Genomic DNA, 23,139 nt, shown 5'->3' with positions numbered 1-23,139 from the left:
CGGCTCAGCTCGTGTGGCGCGTGGGCGCCAAGACCCGGATCACGGCCGAATCGTCCGCCGTGCCGAGTCCCTGTGCCTGGGCGATGAGATAGAGCTGCTCGGCCGCCGCCGCGAGCGGGGAGGGCAGTCCGGCCGCGCGCACCGCGTTGCCGACGATCCCCATGTCCTTGACGAAGATGTCGAGGCGGCTGAGCACCTCCGCACCCCCGTCGTCATAGGCCTCGAGCATCCGCGGACCACGGTTGGAGAGCATGAAGGATCCCGCCGCGCCCGCTTCGAGAGCACGAAGGGCCTTGCCCGGATCCAGCCCGAGCCTGTCGGCGAGCGCGAGTGCCTCGGCGGCGGCGGCGATGTGCACCCCGCAGAGGAGCTGGTTAACGGTCTTCATCGCCTGGCCGTCACCGGGCGCGTCACCGACGATCGTGAGCGTCGATGACAGGGCTTCGAGAACAGCTCGCGCGCGTTCGAGCGCAGCGGGTTCTGCGCCAACCAGGATCAGCAGGTCACCCTCTCGGGCCCGAACCGGACCACCCGACAGCGGTGCATCCACAAAACCGATGCCCATTCCGGCCAGACGCTCCGCTGTGACGGGAATGGCAGCCGTGCCGACAGTGCTCGTGAGGATCACCACCGAACCCGGAGTCATCACCGCGGCGACGCCCTCGGCGCCGAAGAGCACCTCCACGAGCTGTTCCTCGTTGCGCACGGCCAGCAGCACGATTCCGCTGCCGCTGCAGGCCGACCGTGCCGAATCGAAGCGCTCGACCCCTGCCGATGCGGCGAGATCGCGGCGTCCCTCGTTGATGTCGAAGCCGCGAACCGCGAATTCCGATGACAGTCGGGCAGCCATCGGCAATCCCATCGCCCCCAGCCCGAGCACGGTCACGATGGAGTCGCGGGAAGCGACGGGAAGAGTTTGCGACATGATGGGCAACTTTCGCATCGGGAGTTCTGACGACTCCGGGACGCTTCGAGTAGGATTCGAAGCTCGTCAGACATCTTATATTTCCCCGAGCCGTCGTGCGATGAACCCCGTAGGATTCCGTTCAGGTATTCTCACATTGACCTCTGGAGGACACGCTGGCTCGTCAGTCACTGGTTGCGATGATCTCCGACGATCTGCTCGCCCGTATCGTTTCCGGCGAATTCGCCCCGGGATCCACCCTCCCCGGCGAGCAGGACCTCGTCGCACGGCACGAGGTCAGCCGTATGACCGTGCGCGAGGCCGTCAAGACGCTCGAGGCGATGGGAGTCGCCCGCATCGAACGGGGACGGGGCACTTTCGTCAACCCATTCAACCGGTGGACCTCGATGGAGGCAGTGCTCCGTGCCACGTCCACGGGCGAGAACGACGCGTCCGCCTCCATCCAACTCATCGAGCTGAGGCGGATGCTCGAGACCGGTGCAGCCGAATTGGCGGCCGAACGCATCTCGGAGGAAGAGCTCGCCTCACTGCGAGAACACCTCGCGGCGATGCGCGCCGCTCACGAGGCTCGGGACGTCGGCAGTTTCGTCGAAGCCGACCTGGCCTTCCACGATGTGATCCTGCACGCCTCGGGAAATGTCTTCCTCGCCGTGCTGTTCGAACCGCTGTCGCGAATTCTCGCGGCACGCCGCACCCAGACCTCTCGGGTGCCGCAGATCCAGGTGAACGCGATCGCGGAGCACGGGCATATCGTCGAGGCGCTCGCATCGCATGACCCCGAACGGTCGCGGCAGGCGATGGACAGCCACATGGCCCAGACGCTGAGGGACCTCACCACCTACGTGCTCAACGCTTAAGCGGGGCGCGCGACCCGTCGCACAGTCCGCTCGCCGTTCGCGCGCTCCTCGTGCTCTCGCCACTCGAAGGTCTCGCTGTAGTGCGCGAGGAGTTCGGCCGGGTCATCCCACACGAAGAACGCCCCAGCGTTGAAAAGCTCGAGCGCGCCCGTTCCACCGGATCGCAAGGCGACACACTGCACCCCCGCTCGCGACGCGGCCTCGACATCCCAGAGGGAGTCGCCGACGAAGACGGCCTCGCACGCATCGACTCCCGCGCGTTCGAGAGCGATCTGCACGATATCCGGCGCCGGCTTGGCAACATCGACGTCTTCGGATGATGTCGTCACGGAGATGAAGTCGTCGACCTTCAAGGCCTCGCGCAGGATCTCCAACTCGTCCTCCGGCGCGGATGTCGCGAGCACCGCCGTGTGCCCGCGACGAGCCACCTCCGCGATGAGTTCGCGCGCGCCGGAGAGCGGCCGCAGCTCCCGACTCAGCTCGGAATAGAAGCGGCCGTGGAGCTCTGAGGCACGGTCTGCCCACTCCGCCGCCCGATCCGCCAGCAGTGTGCGCAGCAGCAGGGACGAATCCATGCCGATTCCCGCGTGGATCCGCCAGGAATCGACCGGCTGGCCGAGTTGCGCGAATGCGAGCGACCACGCCCGGACATGCAGATAGTTCGAGTCCACGAGGGTGCCGTCGACATCGAACAGCACAGCGCGAGTCGTCATGCCATCACCTCTCTCTTTCCCTCCACACGGTAGGGGTATCGCCTGCCCCGCACCAGCCATAGACACCGCCCCCGACCGGTGTAGGCCCCGGGAGGGCGTCGAGGTCAACCCCCTCCTCGCGAGCAGATCGACGCGTACCTTTCAGATCACCACAGTCCGTCTAGTCCCGGAGAAGTACTCATGAAGGCACTCACCTACCAGGGCAAGCGATCGGTGTCGGTGGAGACAGTCCCCGACCCCACGATCCAGCAGCCCACAGACGCGATCGTGCGGATCACCTCGACGGCGATCTGCGGATCGGATCTGCACCTCTACGAACTGTTCGGACCCTTTCTCGACACGGGAGACATCCTGGGACACGAGTCGATGGGCATCGTCGAGGAGGTGGGGAGCGCGGTCACCTCGCTCCGGGTCGGCGATCGCGTGGTGGTCACCTTCACTATCGCCTGCGGCCAGTGCTTCATGTGCCGTCGCGGACTCCAGTCGCAGTGCGAGACCACCCAGGTGAAGGAAGCCGGCTCGGGCGCGGCGCTGTTCGGCTACACGAAGCTCTATGGACAGGTGCCCGGCGGGCAGGCCGAGTTGCTGCGGGTGCCGCTGGCTGATTACACCGCGGTGAAGGTGGGCACCGAGCTTCCCGACGAACGCTATCTCTTCCTCAGCGACATCCTGCCGACCGCGTGGCAGGGGGTGGCCTACGCGGATGTGCCGGATGGCGGCACCCTCGTCGTCTTCGGGCTCGGCCCGGTCGGCCAGTTCGCGAGCCGGGTCGGCGCACACCTCGGCTACGACGTGATGGCCATCGATCCCGTTCCGGAGCGCCGCGCGATGGCGGAACGACACGGCATCGCCACCTTCGATCTCACGGACACGGTGCTTGCGCGACTCCGCCATCCCACCTGGCGAGGGTGGCGCCCGGACAAGTCGCCCGACGACATCACCATCGAAGGCTGAGCCGGCCAGGACGGTCCTCTGTCCACTCAGGCAACGCCCATGGGCCTTGAGTGTATTCTTGCAACAGTTGTGCAGTTGCAAGCGAGACAGGGTGGCAGTGGCGGGCAATGGATGACATGACCGGCCCGATGTGGATGCCGCAGCTGCCGCCAACTCTCGCCCGACTTCTGGCCTGGCATCCGCAGCCGTTTCCGGTCATCCCCCTCCTCATGGCGGCCCTGCTGGCGCTCTATCTGCTCGGGGTCTGGCGGCTTCACCGCCGCGGCATCGCGTGGCCGGTGCAGCGCACCGTCTGGTGGGTCGCCGGCATCGCTTCGGTTCTGCTCGTCACCGCGACGGGCATAGACGGCTACGGCATGGAACTCTTCAGCGTGCACATGGTGCAGCACATGACGCTGAGCATGCTCTCCCCCGTCTTCCTCGTGCTCGGCGCACCGGTCACCCTGCTGCTGCGCGCTCTTCCGGCGAAACACGGCGGCGGGATCAACCTGCGAAAGCTGATCCTTCGGGTTCTGCACTCTCGCATCGCGGGCTTCTTCACCCACCCGGTCGTGACGGTCGCCCTGTTCCTGATGAGCCTCTACGGCCTCTACTTCACGCCTGCCTTCGACTTTCTGATGGGCTCGATGTGGGGCCACAACGTGATGCTCCTCCATTTCCTGCTCATCGGAGCGCTCTACTTCTGGGGCGTCATGGGCGTGGACCCGTCCCCGCGCCAGGCGAGCCGGGGGATGCGGCGACTCAGCGCACCCGTGCTGAGGATCTTCGAGCTGGTGATCACGGTGCCTTTCCACGCCTTCTTCGGGGTGATCGTGATGATGTCCGTCGACCTTCTCGTGCACTTCTATGCGCACCCCAATCCGAGCTGGGGCATCGGCGCCCTGGCGGACCAGGCGCTGGGTGGAGGCATCGCATGGGGCTTCACCGAGTTGCCGACCCTCATCGTGCTCGGAGTGCTGTTCTTCCAGTGGCAAGGGCACGAACGGCGTCACGAACGCACGGCGAACCGCAAGGCCGATGCCGACGGCGACGCCGAACGGATCGCCTACAACGAATACCTCTCGTCCCTCGCCCGCCGGGACGCCCGGTGACCGGTTCCACAGCGGTGGTCTACGCCTTCACCCTCGGCCTCATCGCCGCGGTCAACCCGTGTGGTTTCCCGCTGCTCCCCGGCTACCTTGCCCTCTTCGCGCGGCGAGATCTCCACACCGCACCGGGGAAGCGCGCCGCAGCCGCTCTCATCGCGGGCGGTGGCGTGACCCTCGGCTTCATCGCCGTCTTCGCCACGGTCGGACTGCTTGCCTCGGTCGCCGCCCAATGGATCATCGCGACCGCACCCTGGTTCATGATCGGGTTCGGTGCGGCACTCGCGGTGTTCGGAGTGGCGGGTCTACGCGGCCGGCAACTGCGGATCTCCCTTCCCGCCGTGCGATTCCGCTCGGGCACGGGGGTGGTGTCGATGGCCGGCTTCGGCATCGCCTATGCCGTCGGCTCGCTCACCTGTGCGTTTCCCCTGTTCCTCGCCGGAGTCGCCGGCACGTTCACCCGCCTGGGGCTGCTGCCTGGAATCGCCGCATTCGTGGCCTACGGGCTCGGCATGGGCACCCTCGTCACCGGTCTGAGCCTGATCACCGTGCGCGCGGGTAGCGGGATAACCCGCCGGCTGCGGCGAGCAAGCCGAGTCGTGCCGGTCGTCGCGAATATCCTCGAGGCCACCGTGGGCCTGTATCTGGTCTTCTACTGGGTGAGCGACCTCATCGATCCGCGCTCGGTCACCGCGGTGACCCGGGCGGTGGCCACGATCCACCAGGGCGTCAGCACCGCCGTATCGACCTCTCCGCTCGTGGTCGCCGGTGTCTTGGGAGCGACAGTCATCGCCGGCTTCGCCATCGCCGCGTGGTCGGCACGGCGGTATCCGCACCCCGACAGCAGGGAGAACAGCTCGAATGACATCTGACGCGTCGAGAAAACCTACTCCGGCCGGCGGCCCGCGCGGGCTTCTCTGGGCCACCATCGGAGGAGTGGTCGCCCTTGCGCTCGTGGTCGTGGCCGTCGTCGCGCTCGTTCCCGTCACGCCGTCGACGGCCGGATCCCCCGCCAACGATGCCACCGGAATCGGCCGGCCGGCCGCATCCCTGCTCGAACTCGCGAACCTCGGCGTGAGCCACACCCGCATGCCCGACTTCAGCCTCACCGACCAGCGAGGAAAGCCGCTCAGCCTCTCCCAGTTCGCCGGGCGCGCCGTGGTGCTCAGCTTCAACGACGACGAATGCACGGATCTCTGCACCCTGCTCGCCCAGGACATCACGGCCGCCGACCACGATCTCGGCGCCCGTGCGAAGGATGTCGCCTTCGTCTCGATCAATGCGAATCCGTTCTTTTCCGCGGTCGATGCCGTGAAGGCCTGGACCGATGCCCACGGCCTCGCATCCGCGAGTAACTGGTACTTCGGCACCGGTTCCGCGGCGACCCTTGCATCGGTAGCGAAGAAGTACGGCGTGCCCATCACCCTCCATCCGTCCACCCGCACGGTGGACCACGGCGCCCAGCTGTTCTTCATCGACCCGAAGGGCGTCGAAGCCCAGGTCGGCGGATTCGGCACCGGGGCGGCGAGTACGGCCCTGTTCGGTCACGCGATGGCCTCCCTTGCGGTCTCTCTTCTCCCGGCGGCTGACCATGGGCCGGTCGGTGGCCCGGCCGTTACGGCATCGGTGACGGGCTCTGGGCAACTCGGTGACAGCCCGACTCCGGCACAGTTGCCGGCGCTCGGGACATCGTCGTCCCTGATCAGTACCGCTCCGACAGCCGGAAAATACGAGGTGATCAACTTCTGGTCGAGTACCTGCACCGCCTGCGTGCAGGAACTCCCCCAGTTGCAATCAGAGTTCGTCAAGGACGGCCGAACTGTGGAATTCACCGGCGTCGACGTGTCGGACGCGGCCGGTTCCGCGGTCGCCTTCGCCGCTCACGCCGGCATCACCTACCCCCTGGCAGCGGACCGGTCCGGAACCCTCGCGGGCGAGTTCCAGATCACCGGGCTGCCCTACACGGTGATCCTCGATCCGGCGGGCACGGTGCTCGTGCGACATCCCGGAGCCTTCACAGCCGAGCAGCTCGACTACGTGCTCGATACCTTCGACCCCGCTCTCGGGGGCTCCTGAGCGAGCGAGGTTAACGTTCGCCGGCGAGAGCGCGCAGCACGGCGTTCTGGTCGAGCCAGCCCCGAAGCATCCCCGAATCGTCGACGACGGGCACGCCGTCGTTGCCGGCGGTGGCCAGCACCGTATCGAGGGCACCATCGAGGGTCGACCCGGGCAGGACGGAGTCGATGAGTTCGCTCAGCTGCCCCGCGGTGAGTGTGGACGCATCGTCGTCGTTGGCCAGGGCGTCGGTGACGGCTCGCACGGTGAGCACCCCGGCAAAGTCGCCACCGATCGAGATGACCGGCAGCGACGATCGTCCCGATGCGATGAGCAGACTCGCGCCGTCGCTCGCGAGAGCGCCCTCCGCGATGGTGGGCGGCGTCCCCATGACGTCTCGAACGTGCAGCGCGTGCAGTGCGGTATTCGCCGGTGCCGTGCCGATATTGACCCCGCGCCGACGGAGCTTCAGGGTGTAGATCGTGTCTTGGGTGAGCAGTCGAGAGGTGCCCGTCGCCACGATGATGGCCAGCAGCAGGGGCAGGATGATGCTGTATTCACCCGTGAGCTCGAACAGGATGATTCCGGCGGTGATCGGCGCGCGAGTCGCGCCGGCGAAGACGGCGCCCATCCCGACGAGGGCGAATGCCCCGGCCTGACCGGCGAGGCTCGGGATCACCAGCCCGACGACGTCACCGAAGGCTGCGCCGAGCATGGCCCCGATGAAGAGAGAGGGGGCGAATACTCCACCGGATCCGCCTATCCCGATGGTCAGGCTCGTGGCGATGATCTTGGCCACCAGCAACAGGATGAGCATGCCGAGCGCATAGCCGCCCATGACGCTCTTCTCGAGCACCGGGTAACCGACCCCGTACATCTGCGGTATCGCGAACAGCAGCAGCCCCAGAAGCAAACCGCCGGCGACCGGACGCAGCCACTCTGGCCCGCGCCACGCCCAGTCACAGAAGTCCTCGATCGCGTAGAGCACCCTCGTGAACCCGACGCCGACGAGGCCAGCGAACAGGCCAAGCACGGCGAACAGCGCGAACTGCGAGGGATTCGCGACGGTGAACGTCGGCAGAGTGAGGAACGGGTGATCTCCGAGCATCGACCGGCCGACGACGGATGCCGTGATCGAGGCGAGCATCACGGCACCGAAGGATGCGGCGGCGAAGTCACGGAGGAGCAGCTCGAGCGCGAAGAAGACGCCCGCGATGGGGGCGTTGAAGGTCGCGGCGATTCCGCCGGCCGCCCCGCATGCCACGAGGGTGCGTACCCGCGATTCCGGCATGCGCATGACCCGCGCGAGAGTCGACCCCATCGCCGACCCGATCTGCACGATGGGGCCTTCACGGCCGACCGAACCACCGGACCCGATCGTGATGGCGGAGGCGAGGGCCTTGACCACCGCGACCTTGCCGGGGATCCGCCCTCCGCGTTTGCTCACGGCGTACATGACCTCTGGCACCCCGTGACCGCGGGCCTCTCGGGCGAAGCGATCGACCAAGGGGCCGTAGAGCAGTCCGCCGACCGAGGGAGCGATGATGACGAACGCGCCCCCCAGCCAGGGAAGCCACGGATTCGCCGGGTGGCCCACCGACGACGAATAGTCCTGCGTTCCCGTGAAGATGAAAGTCGCTGCCGTGACCAGCCAGCGGAATGCCACCGCGGCGAGGCCAGCGCCGGCACCGACGATGACCGCGGGCACCACCAGTTGAAGGGATGCCAACCCGAGGCGGTCGCCGAAGGGCTTCGCCCCCCACAACCAACGAAAGGTCCACCATCGTCGGCTGGGCTTGACCCAATGTTCACGCACAGATGCCGACATCACTTCACTCTCTGTAGCTGTACACAGTCTGTATTCATGCAATAGTTGCAAATGTGCACTGATAACCGTAGCACGGACCCGCCGGAACGGTCTCGGGTGGCCCGATCCGCCGGGTCAAGGTAACAAAGCTGCAACTACTTGAAAAGTGGCCGGATGCCTGCCAGCGCGGGGAATCCCTCCGGGTCCGGCTCCGAAAACCGAGCGGTTTCGAGCCCTCCGCCCTCCCTTGACCGCACGGATGTTGCTAGCCTCGGTGTGGCCGATTTGGCCCATAGAGCCCAGTCCGCGCTCCCGTCCCACACCTCGGTGGGATGTCAACGTATGGTCTGGCGTCGTCGGTTCCGCCCCATGGCGGCACCAATGCGACACTCCGATCGCAACGCCGGGAAACCGTCGAGATTGCTTGATGTGGGAGTTCGCGGGACACGTCACAGACCCGGTCGTTACCAGAATGAAACGCGTTCGCGATCCGAGAGATCGCTGTGGCGCGTCTGGAGATCCCATGTCAGATTCCACCGCAGTACACGTGAAGGGCCTCTACAAGGTCTTTGGTCGCAGAGCCCGCGAGGGCGTCAAGCGCCTTCAGGGCGGCGCGACCCGCGATTCCCTCGGTGACGGCACCACTGCCGCCGTCATCGACTCATCGTTCGACGTGAAGCGCGGCGAGATCTTCGTGGTGATGGGCCTCTCCGGTTCCGGCAAGTCCACGCTCATCCGCATGCTCAATGGGCTCGTCGAGCCGACAGCCGGATCGGTGACCATCAACGATGTCGACATCACGGGCGCTTCACCGGTGCAGGTGCGGGATGTGCGCCGTCGAAGCATCTCGATGGTCTTCCAGCACTTCGCCCTCCTGCCGCACCGAACCGTGCTCGACAATGCCGCGTACGCCCTCGAGGTGCAGGGAGTGCCCCTGGCCGAGCGCCGGGAACGCGCCCTCACGGTCGTGAAGCGCGTCGGTCTCGACGGCTGGGAGAACAAGCTCCCCGGTGAGCTGTCCGGCGGGATGCAGCAGCGCGTCGGTCTCGCCAGGGCGCTCGCCGCAGACACGGAGATCCTGCTGATGGACGAGGCCTTCTCGGCACTCGACCCGCTCATCCGGCGCGAGATGCAGGAGCAGCTCGTCGAGCTGCAGGCCGAGTTCGGCAAGACCATCATCTTCATCACCCACGACCTCAACGAAGCGATGTTCCTCGGCGACCGCATCGCGGTCATGCGCGACGGCCGAATCGTGCAGGTCGGAACGCCAGAAGACATCCTCACCGACCCCGCCAACGACTATGTCGCCCAGTTCGTGAAGGATGTCGACCGCGCTCGTGTGCTCACCGCCGCGAGCGTCATGGAGCCCGTGCGTGCTCTCATCTCATCCACCGCCGGCCCCCGAGCCGCCCTCCGGGTGATGAGGGACCTGCAGACCTCCACAGTCTTCGTCGTCGGCGAAGGGCGCCGATTCCTCGGGGTCGTGCGCGACCGCGACGTGATGCGCCTGGTGAAGAGTTCGGAGACCGACCTGCTGCCCGTCGTGCGCAAGGTCAGCTCGGTCAGCGGGGAGACCGCCTTGTCCGAGCTGTTCGAGGCCGCCGTGGAGAGTTCCCTCGCCGTCGCCGTCGTCGACGCCCGGGACCGGCTGCTCGGCGTGATCCCGCGGGTCACCCTGCTCGGTGCGCTGGGCAACATCCCCACGTCGACGGCTGAGATCCAGGTGGTCGAACCACCATCGACGATCCCCGTCGATGTCATCACCGAAACGCTGCTCGCGACCGCCCAGCGCCCCAACGGAGTGTTCGAAACCGTAGAAGGAGAATCCAAGTGAACGGCTTCCGTATCCCCGTCGGCGACTGGGTGACCAGCATCGTCGACTTCATCACCCTGCATCTCGGCGGGTTCTTCGACGTCATCTCGACAGTCTTCGGCGGGCTCTACGACGCCGTCGACTTCGCGCTGTCCACTCCGCCGTTCTGGGTGATCCTGCTCATCATCGTGGCGATCTCGGTGTTCGCCAAAGGCTGGCGCTTCGGCATCGCCGTGGCGGTAGGGCTCGGCCTGATCGCGGGGCTCAACCAATGGGGAAACGCGATGGACACCCTGGCCCTCACTCTCGTGGCGGCGTTCGTGGCCGTGGTCATCAGCATCCCGATCGGCATCTGGGCGGCCCGGTCCGACACCGTGTCAGCAGTGCTCAAGCCGATACTCGACTTCTTGCAGACGATGCCCGTTTTCGTCTACCTCATTCCCGCCATCATCCTCTTCGGAATCGGGGCGGTGCCCGGGATCGTCGCCTCGATCGCCTTCGCCATGGCCCCGGGCGTGCGGTTCACCGAGCTGGGCATCCGCGGAGTCGACAAGGAAGTGATCGAAGCCGGTCACGCTTTCGGCTCTTCGCCCGGTCGCATCCTTCTCCAGATCCAGCTGCCGCTGGCTCGGCCCACGATCATGGCCGGCATCAACCAGGTCATCATGCTCTCCCTGTCGATGGTCGTCATCGCCAGCATGGTCGGAGCGGACGGGCTCGGCAAGGACATCATTCAGGCTCTCAGCCGCATCGACGTCGGTCTCGGCGCGGAAGCCGGCCTGTCGGTTGTGATCCTCGCCATCATCCTCGACCGCCTCACCGCCTCCCTCGGTGGGTCGCGGCCGAGCCTCCGACGCCTGTTCTTCCCGAACCGGGCTCCCAAGAATTCGATCGTCGATGAGTCGATCGAACACGCGCCACGCTCGTCAGAGGCCACCCCGGCCGTTCCGAGCGCGGCATAACCCCATCTCCCGATCCACAGCGTCGGGAAGAAAAGGAACATCTATGAAGAAGCGTCTCTTTGCGGCAATCGCCGTTGCAACAGTCACATTGATCGGCGTCAGCGCGTGCGCCTCCAACACCGATAGCGGATCGTCGTCCGGCCCATCCAACGGTGACAAAGCCAGCCTCAGCATCGGGGTATTCAACGGCTGGCCAGAGGGCGAGGCCGCGTCGTACCTCTGGAAGGCGATCCTCGAGAAGAAGGGGTATTCGGTCGAGCTCAAGAACGCAGACGCCGGACCGGTGTTCGCCGGAGTGAGCACCGGTGCCTACGACCTCGCACTGGACGGTTGGCTGCCGACCACCCACGCGGCCTACATGAAGAAGTACGGCGACAAGATCACCGATCTCGGCGCCTGGAATTCAGACGCGAAGCTCACCGTCGCAGTGAACAAGGACGCGCCGATCGACTCCCTCGACCAGCTCGCGGCCAACGCCAGCAAGTTCGACAACCGGATCGTCGGAATCGAGCCGGGCGCCGGCCTCACCGCCGCGATGACCGACAAGGTCATCCCGGGCTACGGGCTCGAGAAGATGAAGTTCATCACCTCCTCCACCCCGGCGATGCTCTCCGAGCTCAAGTCCGCGACGAGCAAGGACAAGAACATCGCCGTCACTCTGTGGCGTCCACAGTGGGCCTATGACGCCTTCCCGATCAAGGACCTCAAGGACCCGAAGGGCACCCTCGGTACCGCGGAGTCCATCCACTCCCTCGGCAGCACCTCGTTCACGGCCGACTTCCCGAAGCTCGCCGGCTGGATCAAAGACTTCAAGCTCCCGTCCAAGCTGCTGTTTTCGCTCGAAAACGACATGTACAACGTCGACGGTTCCGTCGACGACTACACGCCGATCGTCGCGAAGTGGATTGCCAAGAACCAGGACTACGTAGACGGTCTCACGAAGTAGCTCGACTTCGCCGCCTCCCTTCTCGCGCCCGGACGGCCGTGCCATCCGGGCGCGGGAGTGGCACCATCAGACTATTTATGTAACATAGCAACTGTTGTAAATATGCATCTATTGGACCATCCGAAAGGCCGCCCGTGAATCCTGTGACGATTCCCCCCGTGTCGGGACCGGCCGGGCAGGCCGGATGAACGGGGCGAAGTCCGCCCGCGGTGCGGCTCTCGGCTGGCTCGGGATGGTGGGATTCAGCGTTCTCGCCGGCGTGCTCGTTGCCGCTCTCGCGATCCCCGCAGTGCTTATTCCGAGCCGCGCCTCGGCGGCGGCGATCTCGGTGTTCGACAATCTGCCGGACTACATCACCATCGGTCGTCTCTCCCAACAGAATGAGATCTTTGCCAACCGGGGCGGGAAACCGGTGAGGATCGCCACCGTCTTCGATCAGGACCGCCAGATCGTCGCCTGGGACAGTGTGTCGACGCTCGTGAAGGATGCCCTCGTGGCGGGCGAAGACCAGCGGTTTTACAAGCATGGCGGGGTGGACCTCAAGTCGATAGTCCGAGCAGCCGCCGGCAACGTCGCCAACAATGCGATCACCAGTGGCAGTTCGACCATCGATATGCAACTGGTGAAGAACATCCTCGTGCAACGCGCCGTGAAGATCGAGGATCCGGTAGCGCGGGCGAAGGCCTACAAAGCCGCGATCACCGACACCCTCTCCCGCAAGCTGCGCGAGATCAAACTGGCGATAGGGCTGGACAAGGCGTATTCGAAGCAGGACATCCTGCTCGGCTATCTCAACATCGTGGGATTCGGCGGCAATACCTACGGGGTGGAGTCTGCGGCTCAGAAATACTTCAGCGTGAGCGCCAAAGACGTGACACTCGCACAGGCCGCCAGCCTCATCGCCATCGTGCAGCAGCCGTCCCTGCAGAATCTCGGCGACCCCTCGATGTACGCCGCCAATAAGGTTCGCCGCGACCAGATACTCGCAGACATGCTCACACAGGGATATATCGATAAGCCTGCATACGAAGCCGCCCTCGCCACCCCCATCGCCGACGAGGTGCACGTGAGCGCGCAACAGAGCGGCTGCCTCTATGCCGTTGACGCGAAATTCGCCTGTAATTACGTCACCCGGCTGGTGCCGACGCTCACCGCACTCGGCGCCAATGCAACCGAACGCGAGGCGAACTGGGCCCGTGGGGGCTACCAGATCTACACCAGTGTCGACCTGGACCAGCAGGATGTCGCGACCACCGCACTCCGGCAGAGGGCCCCGGCTTCCACCACCCGATTCGCGCTCGGGGCGTCTGCTGTATCCGTGCAACCGGGCACCGGACGCATCCTGGTGATGTCGCAGAACAAGGCCTTCGACAACTCCGCGCTCGGAGGCGGGTCGTCGACGACCGCGGTGAACTTCAACACCGACAAGGCCTATGGGGGGTCATCCGGATTCCCCACCGGTTCGACCTACAAGATCTTCACTCTCACCGACTGGCTGCAGAACGGCCACGGACTGAAGGAATACGTGAACGGGAGCGTGCGCACCTTCCAGCAGAGCTCGTTCGCGGCGTCGTGCTCGAAACCATTCGTCGGCACCTACCGCCCACAGAACTCCTCGAGGTACGAGGGCGGATACATGTCGGTGCTGCAGGCCACTGAGAACTCGGTGAACGTGGCCTTCATGACGATGGCCCAACAACTGGACCTGTGTGACATCCGGGCCGATGCAACGGCAATGGGCGTTCATCGGGCCGACGGTAATCCGCTGGAGGTGAAGCCCTCCTCCGTACTCGGCGTGAACGAGATCGCTCCCCTCTCGATGGCCGGAGCGATAGCGACGATCGGAGCGGGGGGCATTTTCTGCACGCCGGTGATAGTCGACACGATCATCGACCCCTCCGGCAAGAAGCTCGTGGGCCAGGGTCACGCCTGCAGCGAAGCGATGTCGCCCAAGGTCGCGAACACCGTCGCTTACGCCCTCGGTACGGTGATGACTGCCGGCACCGGTACGAGCGGTAATCCGCGCGACGGCGTTCCTCTGGTCGGAAAAACGGGAACCACCGATACGGCCGACCAGAACTGGCTGATCGGCACGACGACGAAGGTCGCTCTTGCTGTGTGGGTGGGAAACATCTCGGGGCATCAAGACCTGAGGCGCGTGACGGTGGCGGGCACGAACGGCTACAACACCAAATTCAATATCTTCCGCACCACGCTCGCCTCGTTGAATGCCAACCCCGAGTATCGCGGTGGCGACTTCCCCGCTCCGGACCCGGGGCTCCTCGTGGGACAGGGGGTGCCGGTGCCGGACAGCACCGGGAGCACCCTGAGCGTCGCCACGGGGGCGTTGTCCAGCAGAGGCTTGAGGTCACTCGATGGGGGACCCGTCGTTTCCGGTCTCCCCGCCGGCCAGGTCGCCCGATCCGCTCCCGCGGCCGGCTCGGTCGTCAGCAAGGGCAGTGCGGTGACCCTGTACACCAGCGACGGCTCGCTCGCCATCACCATGCCGGACGAGGTGGGCAAGCAACGGTCGGCCGCGGTCGACGACCTGGTTCATCGCGGGTTCTCCCGCGGACAGATCGGGTTCACCTGGAGGGCCAGCGCGAATGGGCACTGCCAGGTGGACGCCAGTTCGCCCGGGCCCGGGACGGCAACCAGCGTGGATTCGGCAGTTACTCTGACCATCCTGAGCGGCGATCCACACTCGGGCACCGGCCCACCCGCCGCGACCTGCCCCTGAACCACACTCCCGGTGTAACCTAGCAATAGTTGCCCGTATGCACTCCACAAAGCGCCATACCCGCAGGACAGGAAAACTGTGAACCACGCTCCCCGTCTCCGAGCCCAGACCACAGAAGCAATCCTCACTTCGTCGAGGGCACTCTTGGGCGTCGTCGCCCGGTCGGTGTCACCGGCACTCGAATTCGTCACTCTCCCCCAGTTTCGAGTGCTCGTGGTGTTGACCAGTTCCGGTCCGCTTCGGATGGGAAGCCTCGCCGAGCGAATGGGTGCGAATTCGTCGACTTTCAGTCGATCGATCGACCGCATGGTCACCGGGGGGTGGGTCGAACGGGGACCGAGCCCCGACAGTCGCCGCGAGGTATTGATCCGGGCCACGGAATCGGGACGCGCGCTCGTGGACGAAGTCACCGCCCGGCGTCGGCATGCAGTGTCCGACATCATCTCGACCATGTCTGTGGAAGACCAGCAGTCGGTGGTCTCGGCACTCGAGATCTTCGCGGATGCCGCGAGCGAACCCGCCGTGGAAGAGCTTCTGATCCTCGGCCTCTAGCCGACGCTCCCCTGCCCGCTCGCTCCACGGCGGGAGGCGTCGCCCCGCGTCCCGGTCAGCTCGCGCGCTTCTCGATCGCATATTCCCTCAGCTCGCGCAGACGACGGTAGTACGCCGCCAGTCGTGAGACGAGAAGTGCCGCGATGACGATGGAGACCATGGATCCGAGCAGAACCGCGAGGGTACCCGCATCGGCGACTTCCGGATTGCGGGCGAAAGCCAACTCATTCATCAAGAGCGAGACCGTGAAGCCAACGCCGCCGAGAGCACCGGCCGTCACGAGCCCCTGGAAGGTCAGATGCGGTCTCGATCCGCGCGATCCGACGAGCGACGATAGCCATCCACCGAGGCTGATGCCGACGATCTTGCCCACGGGGAGGGCGACGAGAATGCCCCAGAAGGGCGCGGGGAGTTGCGAGAGTCCAACCTGGGGAATGGCGACGAGAGCCGCGGAGAAGGCGAACAACGGGAGCACCACACCGTTGCTCAGTGGCTCGAGAGCATGCCGGGTGTGCATCCCCGGCTTGCGGGCCATCGCCAGCCCGAGCGCCACTCCGGCGATCGTCGCGTGGATGCCCGACAAATAGACCAGCGACCAGGTCAGAAGCGCGAGGGCGATCATGCCCACGATCACGAGCCCTCGGAATCGTGAGCCGAGAAAACGACTGAGCAGCCCGAAGAGTGCAACGCCGATCGCCGCGACGCCGATGAGCGCGAGATTGGGGTCGGAGGTGAAGAACACCGCGATGATGAGGATCGCGACGATGTCATCCAAGATCGCCAGGGCGAGGATGAAGATGCGCAGCCGGGACGGAATTCCCCGGCCGAAGACCGCGAGCACGCCGAGCGCGAAGGCGATGTCCGTCGCGGTCGGGATCGGCCACCCGCCCTGATACTTGCTGCCCGCGGTGAAGGCGAGGTAGATCGCGGCCGGCACGATGACACCGCCGAGCGCCGCGATCGCGGGACGAATGGCCCTCGACACCGAATTGAGCTGTCCGACCATCAGTTCGTTCTTCAACTCGACGGCGACCACGAAGAAGAACACGGCGAGGAGGCCATCACTGATCCAGTGGCCCACCGACAGGTCGAGGGGCGTACCCGGGATGGCCAGGTGTCGGTCTTGCAGCGCCATCAGCGATGGACCGGCCGGGGTGTTGGCGAGCAGAAGGCCGAGTGCCGCGGCGACAAGCAGAAGAACGGCGGCGACGCGTTCGGAACGGATAATGCTCATGGTGCTCCCTCCCCACGGAAGTGGGTTCAGTGAGGCGGAAGAGCGATCACGCGACCGCCCACCGACCAGACTTCCCGGCACACCAGTGATCATCGTACCGTGCGCCCCTGTGGGGCTCGCTGGAGGGGGCAAGCGCTGACGGGGGTGTGCGTCGTGCTTGCAGACCCCGTCGCCGTGGTTACACGTTAACTCGACCACCACGACATCGAAGAGGCGGAGGCGTCGGCCGACTTCGAGGGCAAGTTCAGCGGCCCAAGCAGGATGCTGAGGCGGGGGACGCGCGCGCACTGCGCGACGAGGTCAGTGCCCTGGCTCGACGAGGCCAGCGCTCCCTGACAGCTCGCAACGTGCCCACACCCTTCACGCCGGCTCCCCACGCCGCGAATCGCAGCCAATCGCTGGAAGACAATTCCCCACGAATTCCCCACGACAGACAAAAAGGACCGGAGCCGATAGGCCCCGATCCCTGTGTTTATGTGGAGCCGCCTGTCAGAATCGAACTGACGACCTTCTCATTACGAGGGCGATTTTCTTACCTCAGCTCACCCACTAACATCCAACGATTTCCCGTATTCATTGGGATCGGAGGGTATCGGGTCCAACGTGATCGGGCCTAATCAAGCCCCATCTGTGCCTCATTTACCCCACGTTTACCCCACGCCGACATATCTGGCAGCGCGGACAGGATGCTCGCGTTGTCTGTATCGACGAGATGTGCATAGCGCTGCGTGGTGACTGGCGAGACGTGTCCGAGTAGTCGGCCGATCTCAGCGAGAGGTGTTCCGTTCTGCACTAGCCATGAGGCATAGGTATGGCGGAGATCATGTGGACGGACATGGCCGAGCTTTGAGCGCTCAAGCGTCGGCTCCCACTGGCGGTGGCGCCAGTTTGCGTAATTCATCTTCCCGAAGATCAGCCCCGCTCCTTCAGGAAGATGGACGTCTGGCGACAAGGGGACAGAGCGAATGCGACGACCTTTCGGGTAGGCCTTCAGCGACCCCATTGCGTCATCCCACACTTCGGCGACACGGATCTGGCCGCGCGCCCGATCAACGCGTTTGTGCTGCAAACCTGCGGCCTCACCCCATCGGAGCCCGGTGGCGAGAAGGAGGGCGAGGAAAGGCGTGGTCCACTCATCGGCCGCCTCCATTAGGGCACTAGCCTCTTCATGCGTGAGGAAGCGCATCTCGTCTGTCTGCCCATGTGGGAGCGCTAGGCGTGTCGCGGGGTTCGATACGAGGACTTCAGCATCTATCGCAGCAGTTAGGGAGCCTGAAAAGAGATGCACGATCCGCTGAATACTTGTGGGCGCGAGTCCATCTCGCCGAAGTTGTGCCGCCCATGATTTGACGTCATGCCGAGTTATTTCGATTAGCGGCACTTTTCCCCACTTTGGAAGAAGGTGCTTGTTCCGCGGGGAAATATCGCGCTTAAGTACACCAGGGGAAACCGCTCGGTCGGGCCACCACGCTTCGCACCATTCGCCCCACGTCTTCCCACGCGCTTTCGGATCACGCCAGCCAAGAGAGTGAGCGGCCTCGTGAGCAAGATAAGCGACCGCGTTCGCCTCATCTTTACTGTCAAAAGTGCCGGCCGTTCGTTTCTCTCCGCTCGGTAACAGATACCGTGCTCGCCATCGTTTACTTGGAAGTTGTTCTACCCATGAATTCATGTTGCTTATCTTATGTGATCCAGCGTTATCCGTGCTACGGTTTAGTCACTAATCACTCTGGAGGGAGTAAAAAAATGGAAAAACGGTACACGTCGGCAGAAGCGGCACTGGTCGCAAAGCGGCATGAAGAAACAATAACCAAAGCGCTCAGGCAACTTGGCGGGTTGCACGGCACACAGTCGGGCCGCAAGGGTCGCTGGCTCATCCGTGAGTCATGTTTGGATGCCTGGCTCGATCATCTTCCCTGTGCGCACCAGATGGCGGTGGCCGCATGACCTCGAACGCTGAACGGGTCGAACGACTACAGGAAGTGCTCAAAGGCAGCAGCAAGAGAATCGTTCCTCTACGGTTCGACCATGTTGTGGCTCTGTTCGAGGAATACTACGACCTGCGCCGGAAGATCGACGCGCTAATCCAAGTTGGCGACTTCCGAATCGAACACATTTATAACGGGGAGTGCCCAGATCTCGGAGAGAACGACGACCGTGACCCCTACTGTCCCGCCTGCATCATCCTTGACGACGCCCTCACGACCCCCACCAACCCCGAGGGAGTCGACCAGTGACCGCCGACTACACGCCCACCATGCAGGAGTTAGAAGACGACTACTCTGCGATTCCTGCGCCTGACGGTTCGCCCTTGGGTAAGTCTTCAGACCGCGACCGGGCCGCTTTTCGGCGTGCTCTCGCCGCTCACGATGCTGAGGTTGCTGTCACCGTACTACGAGAAGCAGCACAGGACTGGGGCGCCCATATGAGTGAATTCGACGGATACGCCGAGCACTATCTGAGCGCTCGCGCTGCCTCCCTAGCTACCGTAATCCGTGCCGCTTTCCCCGCTACCAAGGACCCGACAACCGAGACGAAGGAGAAATGATGGCCGACACGATACGCAGTTTCTTCCCATTCATCGACCCTGCCGAATGCGCCAACGAACACCGACCCCCCGCTGGTCCAAACATGGACATCAGCGTATGCCGGTGTGGAATGCCAATCGGGGTTATGCGCCCCAAGGGCCAATCATTCGGCTGGCACGCTGATGACTGCTCGTTGCACGTCAATCATCCCGGCTACTGCGTTGGTGGCGGAAACGGCCACACGATCCCAGAAGGTGAGACGATCCGTGGTTGATCCCAGCATCCCCGACCTGACCGCAATACGAGCACACGCCGACGCCGCTACTGAAGGGCCGTGGGATTATGTCTGTCAGGGTGTTGTGGCGCAGGGCTGGGTGTCGAGTGAAGATGCCTTGGACAACCCTGTCGCAACGGGGCGCACTGATGCAGATGGTGAGTTCATCGCGCACGCCCGAACTGACATCCCCACCCTTCTCGATCTGGTCGCTGCTCTCGCGAAACAGGTAGCAGACGCCTGGGACGAAGGGGCGATGTGGGCTGCTGTCGAATTAGGGGCCGTCAAGTCGTCATCAGTGCAGTGGATTGCAGCCGATGAAAACCCGTACCGTGCGGCATCGGCTATCCCCACGGATACAAAGTAAACTCACCCCCATGAAGATCCTTGTCACGGGCAGCCGCCCATATACCGATGGCTTCGAGATCCAGTCGACTCTTCTCTCCTACTACGAAGAGATGAAAGGCGAGATCATCGAAGTGCATCGGAATGAGACGGGCAGCGCCGAGTCGATCGCTGGTTTCTTGTGCCGCCAGCACGCTGATCTCGGTCTCGTTGATATGCCTGCGCCTGGTTTTTATGACCTCGCAAGTTTCCGGGCTTTGCACGTCTTCTTGCAGGAAGGCGCTGATCGCCGGCGAGCTGACCGGATGATTGCATGGGCTAAGGCAGCGGGCATCCTAGTCGAAATTACTACTACCGAATAGCATTAGGGGATGCCCCTCCCAACGCCCGGCGCTACCTCCCATTGGACGGCTCAGATTGGCGCGCTTGCAGAGAGGGAGATGAAGTGCGAGATCACCCTTTACGATCCCACAAACACCGTCACAATTCCTTACGATTCGGCGACCGACACGGGTGGCTATGATGCCCCCTCCATTATCAAAGCGGACGTGCCCGCGCGCCTGGTCTTCTTGCGTTACCCGAAACCTGTCAACGGTGTAGTCGACTGGTCGGTAAGCCATACGGCGCGAATCCAAATCCCGCTTACAGCTATCACAACGCCGATCACTAAAGGTCTCATAATCCGCGTGACTGCGCTCGGTGAATCAGATGACCCCGCGCTCCTTCAAGTCGCTTTCACGGTTGAGACGGCCTTCAATGGTTCATTCGCAGCCGTCCGCACAATCTCTTGTATTAGCAGCCTGACCGTAACCCCGGCAGTAGTTTAGTGACTACCGGAGACGTCCAATGGTCGAACGGTAGTCCGATCGAGCTCATGGGCCGCATTGAGACCCAGATCTACGGTTTCCGCGAGACGGCTCTTGGGATTCTGACTGAAATCGTCAAAGAAGCAGAAGCGGGTCAAATCCTCGCACTCAATCTGGCCGTGACGGATACGGGTAAAGCGCGTATTGAGGCTGGTGGTCCAGGTACAAGCGGTCGCAATGATACAGGTCACATGATTGATGGGATTTCAAGCGAAGCGCATGAAGAAGGCGACTTGCTCGTGGGGACTTGGGGTTGGGATAACCCAGAGCCCTATTTCATTGAGCAAGAATATGTGAATGGTCGCCTTGGTGGCGCACACTCTTTGGCGACATCAATGATTGGCGCTAAAGCCAAAATCAGGCCTCGAATCCAAAAAGCTCTGGAGACTTTCTAATGACCAATTTTGATGGAGCTGCGGAATCTGCAGCCATCCTTGCCCATGCTAAAACCCTTTTCGGCGGCCGGGTCACAGAAGGTCTTGCGGATGACGAGACGATCGCGCTCAACAGCGATAGCACAGTCAAGCCTTTTGCGGCTATCCTTTTTGGTGAACCGATTGCGTCAGGCAAAGACCGCAATCTCGGCCGTGAGGCAACCCAGCCGCACATCGTGGGCGTTAGTTTTGTGCTGACCGCCCGCGACTCCATCACAGCGCGGAGTATGTCTGCCGACATTCTGAACCTTTTCATGGACTGGCAGCCGACCCCGACATCAGGCCTTATGCTCCCGGTTGGTGGTGGCGCAGCGTTTGGAACTATCGCCGCGAGCAACGTCCCGAGCCGTTTTGTGCGTATGCGGAATTTCAGCGTCGAACTAAACCTGTGAGCTAGCTACACGTTGCCTGTATGCTGACTGGATGCCACTCTACCGCGACACCAACACCCAGATCATCACCAACTATCCGGTGGAGATTTACGAGCACCCCATACTCGGGGCCTCACTCGTCCCCTGGGATGCCCTCGATTGCGACTTCGAGGAAGACAAAGTTGTGGTTGAAGATCCCCTCTCGACCAACCGGGTTCAGTACGTCGCTGTCCCCACGCCTCCGCTCGACTCCACCGCAACCCCGAAGGAAGAGGACTAATGTCCGCCACCAAGACCCTCCGGGGCAACGTAACCATTTGGGCGGTGCGGCCTGAGGCTTTCGCCGACTGGAGCGTCCCCATCTCCCTCGCCGCATGGAGCACGGCTCTCGCCTCCGGTCTCATTACCGACATCTCCTGCGCAGTAGAGGACGGCTACAAGCTGAACCTCACTGGATCAGCCGTGGACAACTCCCAGAGTGTCTGCGACATCACGGTCGTCGAGACGCCGCTTTACTACCAGTATGAGGCGCTGCTCGAGCTGTTCCGCAACCGTCCGGGCGACGTTGATATGCCTATCTACGACATCGCGCTCTCCCTCTTCGATGCCCCAGACGTCCCCTACTTCCTCGTGAAGCGCATCGACAAGGCGCAAGGGTCTGCCCTGGCGGTTGGGGACATCGTCTCTGCCTTCGGCGTTTACACCGACCTTGCTCAGGATGTCGTGGCCGATGGAGCGATGCTGAAGTTCGGCGCCCACTTCAAGACCACCGGCGGCGTCAACACCAACAAGACCGTCACGGCATAAGGAGCCTGAATCATGTCCAAGAACCCCGCAAACGGGAACGTCAAGGTCGGCTGGATTCTCGACTCCGCGCTGCCGCTCAAGAACTTCACGCCTGCCGCAACCCTCATTGCCAGTGCGCTCGACCTCTCTTCGGCGATCGCATGGAAGAGCTTCAAGCTCGGTGCAGATGCCTCCCCCGATATTCAGGACCGCGCGCTCACGGACCTCGGCAACGCAGTCACGCGCGGCGCAGCAAAATACGGCGCGACGCTCGGATTCTTCCGCGACCAGAACAACACCGACACCACCTCCATCTATCAGCAGGCCTTCCAGGCGTTCCGCGTCATGCGCACCATCGGCTGGCTCGTCGTGCGCGTGAACAAGGCAGCCTCCCTGCCGTGGGCCGCGGGCGATGAGGTTTCCTACTACAAGCTGATCGCTGACACACTTTCGGATGACACCAACGGCGACGATTCCGTCAAATTCACCGTGACCTTCCTCCCGCAGGGGCAGCTTTTCGCCCACGCGATTGTCGGCGGCGCAGGAGTCATCACGGGCGTTCCGACCACGCTGGCCAAGACTATTGCCGGCGGCGCGTTCCAGCTCCAGCCGATCCTCAGTGGTGCCAGCATTGTGAGCCGCGCGACCTACGTCTCGAGCAACACGACAATGGCTACCGTCTCGAAGGGTGGAACGGTCAGGCCCCTCACGGCCGGAAGCCCGACCATCACCGTCAGCCACGGCAGCGCCACGGCACCGATCGTCTGCACGCTCACCCTCACGTAATACCCGACAAGGGAGGCCCCGAACGCGACTCGATCCGCGGACGGGGCCTTTATCGTTCCCTCGGTCCTTCGAATTTAGCTGCTAATTCGCTAACGTTGGCAATGCA

At 63.7% G+C, this 23,139-nt stretch carries 25 protein-coding genes and 1 pseudogene; 21 read left to right on the top strand and 5 right to left on the bottom strand.

From position 1 onward, the window contains the following. Positions 1 to 4: 4 nt before the first annotated feature. Complete coding sequence (locus ABIB54_RS02975) at positions 5 to 925, bottom strand: NAD(P)-dependent oxidoreductase (RefSeq protein WP_354574023.1); 921 nt, start codon at positions 923 to 925, stop codon at positions 5 to 7. 155 nt (positions 926 to 1,080) lie between these two features. Here ABIB54_RS02975 and ABIB54_RS02970 point away from each other — a divergent pair, with 155 nt between their 5' ends. Then, positions 1,081 to 1,782 carry a FadR/GntR family transcriptional regulator gene (locus ABIB54_RS02970; RefSeq protein WP_354574243.1) on the top strand — a complete coding sequence of 234 codons (702 nt, stop codon included), beginning with the start codon at positions 1,081 to 1,083 and terminating at the stop codon, positions 1,780 to 1,782. Here ABIB54_RS02970 and ABIB54_RS02965 read toward each other — a convergent pair. After that, positions 1,779 to 2,495: an HAD family hydrolase gene (locus tag ABIB54_RS02965; RefSeq protein WP_354574022.1), complete on the bottom strand. Its 717-nt coding sequence runs from the start codon at positions 2,493 to 2,495 to the stop codon at positions 1,779 to 1,781. The genes ABIB54_RS02970 and ABIB54_RS02965 overlap by 4 nt on opposite strands. A gap of 180 nt (positions 2,496 to 2,675) precedes the next feature. On the opposite strand from ABIB54_RS02965, the pseudogene ABIB54_RS02960 reads away from it, so the two are divergent. The 4 genes and pseudogenes from ABIB54_RS02960 to ABIB54_RS02945 form a co-directional block, all read left to right on the top strand. Further along, positions 2,676 to 3,395 (top strand): annotated as a pseudogene (locus tag ABIB54_RS02960) (alcohol dehydrogenase catalytic domain-containing protein); the annotation flags it as partial. A 170-nt stretch (positions 3,396 to 3,565) separates the two neighbouring features. Next, positions 3,566 to 4,540: a cytochrome c oxidase assembly protein gene (locus ABIB54_RS02955; RefSeq protein WP_354574021.1), complete on the top strand. Its 975-nt coding sequence runs from the start codon at positions 3,566 to 3,568 to the stop codon at positions 4,538 to 4,540. Continuing rightward, positions 4,537 to 5,406 carry a cytochrome c biogenesis CcdA family protein gene (locus ABIB54_RS02950; protein WP_354574020.1) on the top strand — a complete coding sequence of 290 codons (870 nt, stop codon included), beginning with the start codon at positions 4,537 to 4,539 and terminating at the stop codon, positions 5,404 to 5,406. The genes ABIB54_RS02955 and ABIB54_RS02950 overlap by 4 nt, the downstream gene beginning before the upstream one ends. After that, positions 5,396 to 6,610: a redoxin domain-containing protein gene (locus tag ABIB54_RS02945; RefSeq protein ID WP_354574019.1), complete on the top strand. Its 1,215-nt coding sequence runs from the start codon at positions 5,396 to 5,398 to the stop codon at positions 6,608 to 6,610. Before ABIB54_RS02950 ends, ABIB54_RS02945 begins: the two co-directional genes overlap by 11 nt. Before the next feature lie 10 nt (positions 6,611 to 6,620). Here ABIB54_RS02945 and ABIB54_RS02940 read toward each other — a convergent pair whose 3' ends face one another. Next, positions 6,621 to 8,417, bottom strand: a complete 1,797-nt coding sequence (locus tag ABIB54_RS02940; RefSeq protein ID WP_354574018.1) for a chloride channel protein — start codon at positions 8,415 to 8,417, stop codon at positions 6,621 to 6,623. 502 nt (positions 8,418 to 8,919) lie between these two features. Between ABIB54_RS02940 and ABIB54_RS02935 the strand changes: the two genes are divergently transcribed. From ABIB54_RS02935 to ABIB54_RS02915, 5 genes are all read left to right on the top strand, one after another. Next, the gene (locus ABIB54_RS02935; protein WP_354574017.1) at positions 8,920 to 10,230 is read left to right on the top strand and encodes a quaternary amine ABC transporter ATP-binding protein; all 1,311 of its coding nucleotides are present in this window, start codon (positions 8,920 to 8,922) and stop codon (positions 10,228 to 10,230) included. After that, a complete protein-coding gene (locus ABIB54_RS02930; protein ID WP_354574016.1) occupies positions 10,227 to 11,171 on the top strand; it encodes an ABC transporter permease in 945 nt (314 codons plus the stop codon). The genes ABIB54_RS02935 and ABIB54_RS02930 overlap by 4 nt, the downstream gene beginning before the upstream one ends. Before the next feature lie 43 nt (positions 11,172 to 11,214). Continuing rightward, entirely contained in the window at positions 11,215 to 12,117 is a 903-nt protein-coding gene (locus ABIB54_RS02925; RefSeq protein WP_354574015.1) for a glycine betaine ABC transporter substrate-binding protein, read from the top strand. 184 nt (positions 12,118 to 12,301) lie between these two features. Then, positions 12,302 to 14,857 (top strand): transglycosylase domain-containing protein, encoded by a 2,556-nt coding sequence (locus ABIB54_RS02920; protein ID WP_354574014.1) that lies wholly within the window; start codon positions 12,302 to 12,304, stop codon positions 14,855 to 14,857. 78 nt (positions 14,858 to 14,935) lie between these two features. Then, positions 14,936 to 15,409 (top strand): MarR family winged helix-turn-helix transcriptional regulator, encoded by a 474-nt coding sequence (locus ABIB54_RS02915; protein WP_354574013.1) that lies wholly within the window; start codon positions 14,936 to 14,938, stop codon positions 15,407 to 15,409. A gap of 55 nt (positions 15,410 to 15,464) precedes the next feature. On the opposite strand, the gene nhaA is transcribed toward ABIB54_RS02915, so the two are convergent. Continuing rightward, positions 15,465 to 16,643, bottom strand: coding sequence for a Na+/H+ antiporter NhaA (gene nhaA / locus ABIB54_RS02910; protein ID WP_354574012.1), 1,179 nt, complete (start codon positions 16,641 to 16,643; stop codon positions 15,465 to 15,467). Between the two features lie 613 nt (positions 16,644 to 17,256). Continuing rightward, on the bottom strand, positions 17,257 to 18,315 hold the full coding sequence (locus ABIB54_RS17880; RefSeq protein WP_502917040.1) for a tyrosine-type recombinase/integrase: 1,059 nt from the start codon (positions 18,313 to 18,315) through the stop codon (positions 17,257 to 17,259). Positions 18,316 to 18,389: 74 nt separating this feature from the next. Here ABIB54_RS17880 and ABIB54_RS02900 point away from each other — a divergent pair, with 74 nt between their 5' ends. The 11 genes from ABIB54_RS02900 (at position 18,390) to ABIB54_RS02850 (ending at position 23,033) form a co-directional block, all read left to right on the top strand. Further along, complete coding sequence (locus tag ABIB54_RS02900; RefSeq protein ID WP_354574010.1) at positions 18,390 to 18,590, top strand: helix-turn-helix domain-containing protein; 201 nt, start codon at positions 18,390 to 18,392, stop codon at positions 18,588 to 18,590. Next, positions 18,587 to 18,880: a hypothetical protein gene (locus ABIB54_RS02895; RefSeq protein ID WP_354574009.1), complete on the top strand. Its 294-nt coding sequence runs from the start codon at positions 18,587 to 18,589 to the stop codon at positions 18,878 to 18,880. The genes ABIB54_RS02900 and ABIB54_RS02895 overlap by 4 nt, the downstream gene beginning before the upstream one ends. Then, a complete protein-coding gene (locus tag ABIB54_RS02890) occupies positions 18,877 to 19,191 on the top strand; it encodes a hypothetical protein (RefSeq protein ID WP_354574008.1) in 315 nt (104 codons plus the stop codon). Before ABIB54_RS02895 ends, ABIB54_RS02890 begins: the two co-directional genes overlap by 4 nt. 246 nt (positions 19,192 to 19,437) lie before the next feature. Continuing rightward, the gene (locus ABIB54_RS02885) at positions 19,438 to 19,812 is read left to right on the top strand and encodes a hypothetical protein (protein ID WP_354574007.1); all 375 of its coding nucleotides are present in this window, start codon (positions 19,438 to 19,440) and stop codon (positions 19,810 to 19,812) included. 10 nt (positions 19,813 to 19,822) lie between these two features. Beyond that, positions 19,823 to 20,152 (top strand): hypothetical protein, encoded by a 330-nt coding sequence (locus ABIB54_RS02880; RefSeq protein WP_354574006.1) that lies wholly within the window; start codon positions 19,823 to 19,825, stop codon positions 20,150 to 20,152. Positions 20,153 to 20,161: 9 nt separating this feature from the next. Then, positions 20,162 to 20,617, top strand: a complete 456-nt coding sequence (locus tag ABIB54_RS02875) for a DUF6093 family protein (protein WP_354574005.1) — start codon at positions 20,162 to 20,164, stop codon at positions 20,615 to 20,617. Between the two features lie 47 nt (positions 20,618 to 20,664). Beyond that, positions 20,665 to 21,051, top strand: coding sequence for a hypothetical protein (locus ABIB54_RS02870; RefSeq protein ID WP_354574004.1), 387 nt, complete (start codon positions 20,665 to 20,667; stop codon positions 21,049 to 21,051). Continuing rightward, entirely contained in the window at positions 21,051 to 21,482 is a 432-nt protein-coding gene (locus ABIB54_RS02865) for a hypothetical protein (protein ID WP_354574003.1), read from the top strand. The genes ABIB54_RS02870 and ABIB54_RS02865 overlap by 1 nt, the downstream gene beginning before the upstream one ends. 31 nt (positions 21,483 to 21,513) lie before the next feature. Beyond that, positions 21,514 to 21,741 (top strand): hypothetical protein, encoded by a 228-nt coding sequence (locus ABIB54_RS02860; protein ID WP_354574002.1) that lies wholly within the window; start codon positions 21,514 to 21,516, stop codon positions 21,739 to 21,741. Further along, a complete protein-coding gene (locus ABIB54_RS02855; RefSeq protein WP_354574001.1) occupies positions 21,741 to 22,268 on the top strand; it encodes a phage tail tube protein in 528 nt (175 codons plus the stop codon). The genes ABIB54_RS02860 and ABIB54_RS02855 overlap by 1 nt, the downstream gene beginning before the upstream one ends. 12 nt (positions 22,269 to 22,280) lie before the next feature. Beyond that, positions 22,281 to 23,033: a phage tail tube protein gene (locus ABIB54_RS02850; RefSeq protein WP_354574000.1), complete on the top strand. Its 753-nt coding sequence runs from the start codon at positions 22,281 to 22,283 to the stop codon at positions 23,031 to 23,033. The last annotated feature ends 106 nt before the right edge of the window (positions 23,034 to 23,139 follow it).

This window comes from Frigoribacterium sp. UYMn621 (assembly GCF_040549525.1).
Classification (GTDB): Bacteria; Actinomycetota; Actinomycetes; order Actinomycetales; family Microbacteriaceae; genus Lacisediminihabitans.
Note: the sequence above shows the minus strand (reverse complement) of the source record. Positions and strands in the feature narration are given on the sequence as shown.

Coding starts and splice junctions, on each gene's coding strand:
- ABIB54_RS02895 (WP_354574009.1), top strand. CDS start 18,587: ATGACCTCGAACGCTGAACGGGTCGAACGACTACAGGAAGTGCTCAAA.
- nhaA (WP_354574012.1), bottom strand. CDS start 16,643: ATGAGCATTATCCGTTCCGAACGCGTCGCCGCCGTTCTTCTGCTTGTC.
- ABIB54_RS02920 (WP_354574014.1), top strand. CDS start 12,302: ATGAACGGGGCGAAGTCCGCCCGCGGTGCGGCTCTCGGCTGGCTCGGG.
- ABIB54_RS02865 (WP_354574003.1), top strand. CDS start 21,051: ATGACCAATTTTGATGGAGCTGCGGAATCTGCAGCCATCCTTGCCCAT.
- ABIB54_RS02945 (WP_354574019.1), top strand. CDS start 5,396: ATGACATCTGACGCGTCGAGAAAACCTACTCCGGCCGGCGGCCCGCGC.
- ABIB54_RS02875 (WP_354574005.1), top strand. CDS start 20,162: ATGCCCCTCCCAACGCCCGGCGCTACCTCCCATTGGACGGCTCAGATT.
- ABIB54_RS02975 (WP_354574023.1), bottom strand. CDS start 925: ATGTCGCAAACTCTTCCCGTCGCTTCCCGCGACTCCATCGTGACCGTG.
- ABIB54_RS02860 (WP_354574002.1), top strand. CDS start 21,514: ATGCCACTCTACCGCGACACCAACACCCAGATCATCACCAACTATCCG.
- ABIB54_RS02850 (WP_354574000.1), top strand. CDS start 22,281: ATGTCCAAGAACCCCGCAAACGGGAACGTCAAGGTCGGCTGGATTCTC.
- ABIB54_RS02870 (WP_354574004.1), top strand. CDS start 20,665: ATGGGCCGCATTGAGACCCAGATCTACGGTTTCCGCGAGACGGCTCTT.
- ABIB54_RS17880 (WP_502917040.1), bottom strand. CDS start 18,315: ATGAATTCATGGGTAGAACAACTTCCAAGTAAACGATGGCGAGCACGG.
- ABIB54_RS02935 (WP_354574017.1), top strand. CDS start 8,920: ATGTCAGATTCCACCGCAGTACACGTGAAGGGCCTCTACAAGGTCTTT.
- ABIB54_RS02965 (WP_354574022.1), bottom strand. CDS start 2,495: ATGACGACTCGCGCTGTGCTGTTCGATGTCGACGGCACCCTCGTGGAC.
- ABIB54_RS02855 (WP_354574001.1), top strand. CDS start 21,741: ATGTCCGCCACCAAGACCCTCCGGGGCAACGTAACCATTTGGGCGGTG.
- ABIB54_RS02955 (WP_354574021.1), top strand. CDS start 3,566: ATGACCGGCCCGATGTGGATGCCGCAGCTGCCGCCAACTCTCGCCCGA.
- ABIB54_RS02925 (WP_354574015.1), top strand. CDS start 11,215: ATGAAGAAGCGTCTCTTTGCGGCAATCGCCGTTGCAACAGTCACATTG.
- ABIB54_RS02880 (WP_354574006.1), top strand. CDS start 19,823: ATGAAGATCCTTGTCACGGGCAGCCGCCCATATACCGATGGCTTCGAG.
- ABIB54_RS02940 (WP_354574018.1), bottom strand. CDS start 8,417: ATGTCGGCATCTGTGCGTGAACATTGGGTCAAGCCCAGCCGACGATGG.
- ABIB54_RS02900 (WP_354574010.1), top strand. CDS start 18,390: ATGGAAAAACGGTACACGTCGGCAGAAGCGGCACTGGTCGCAAAGCGG.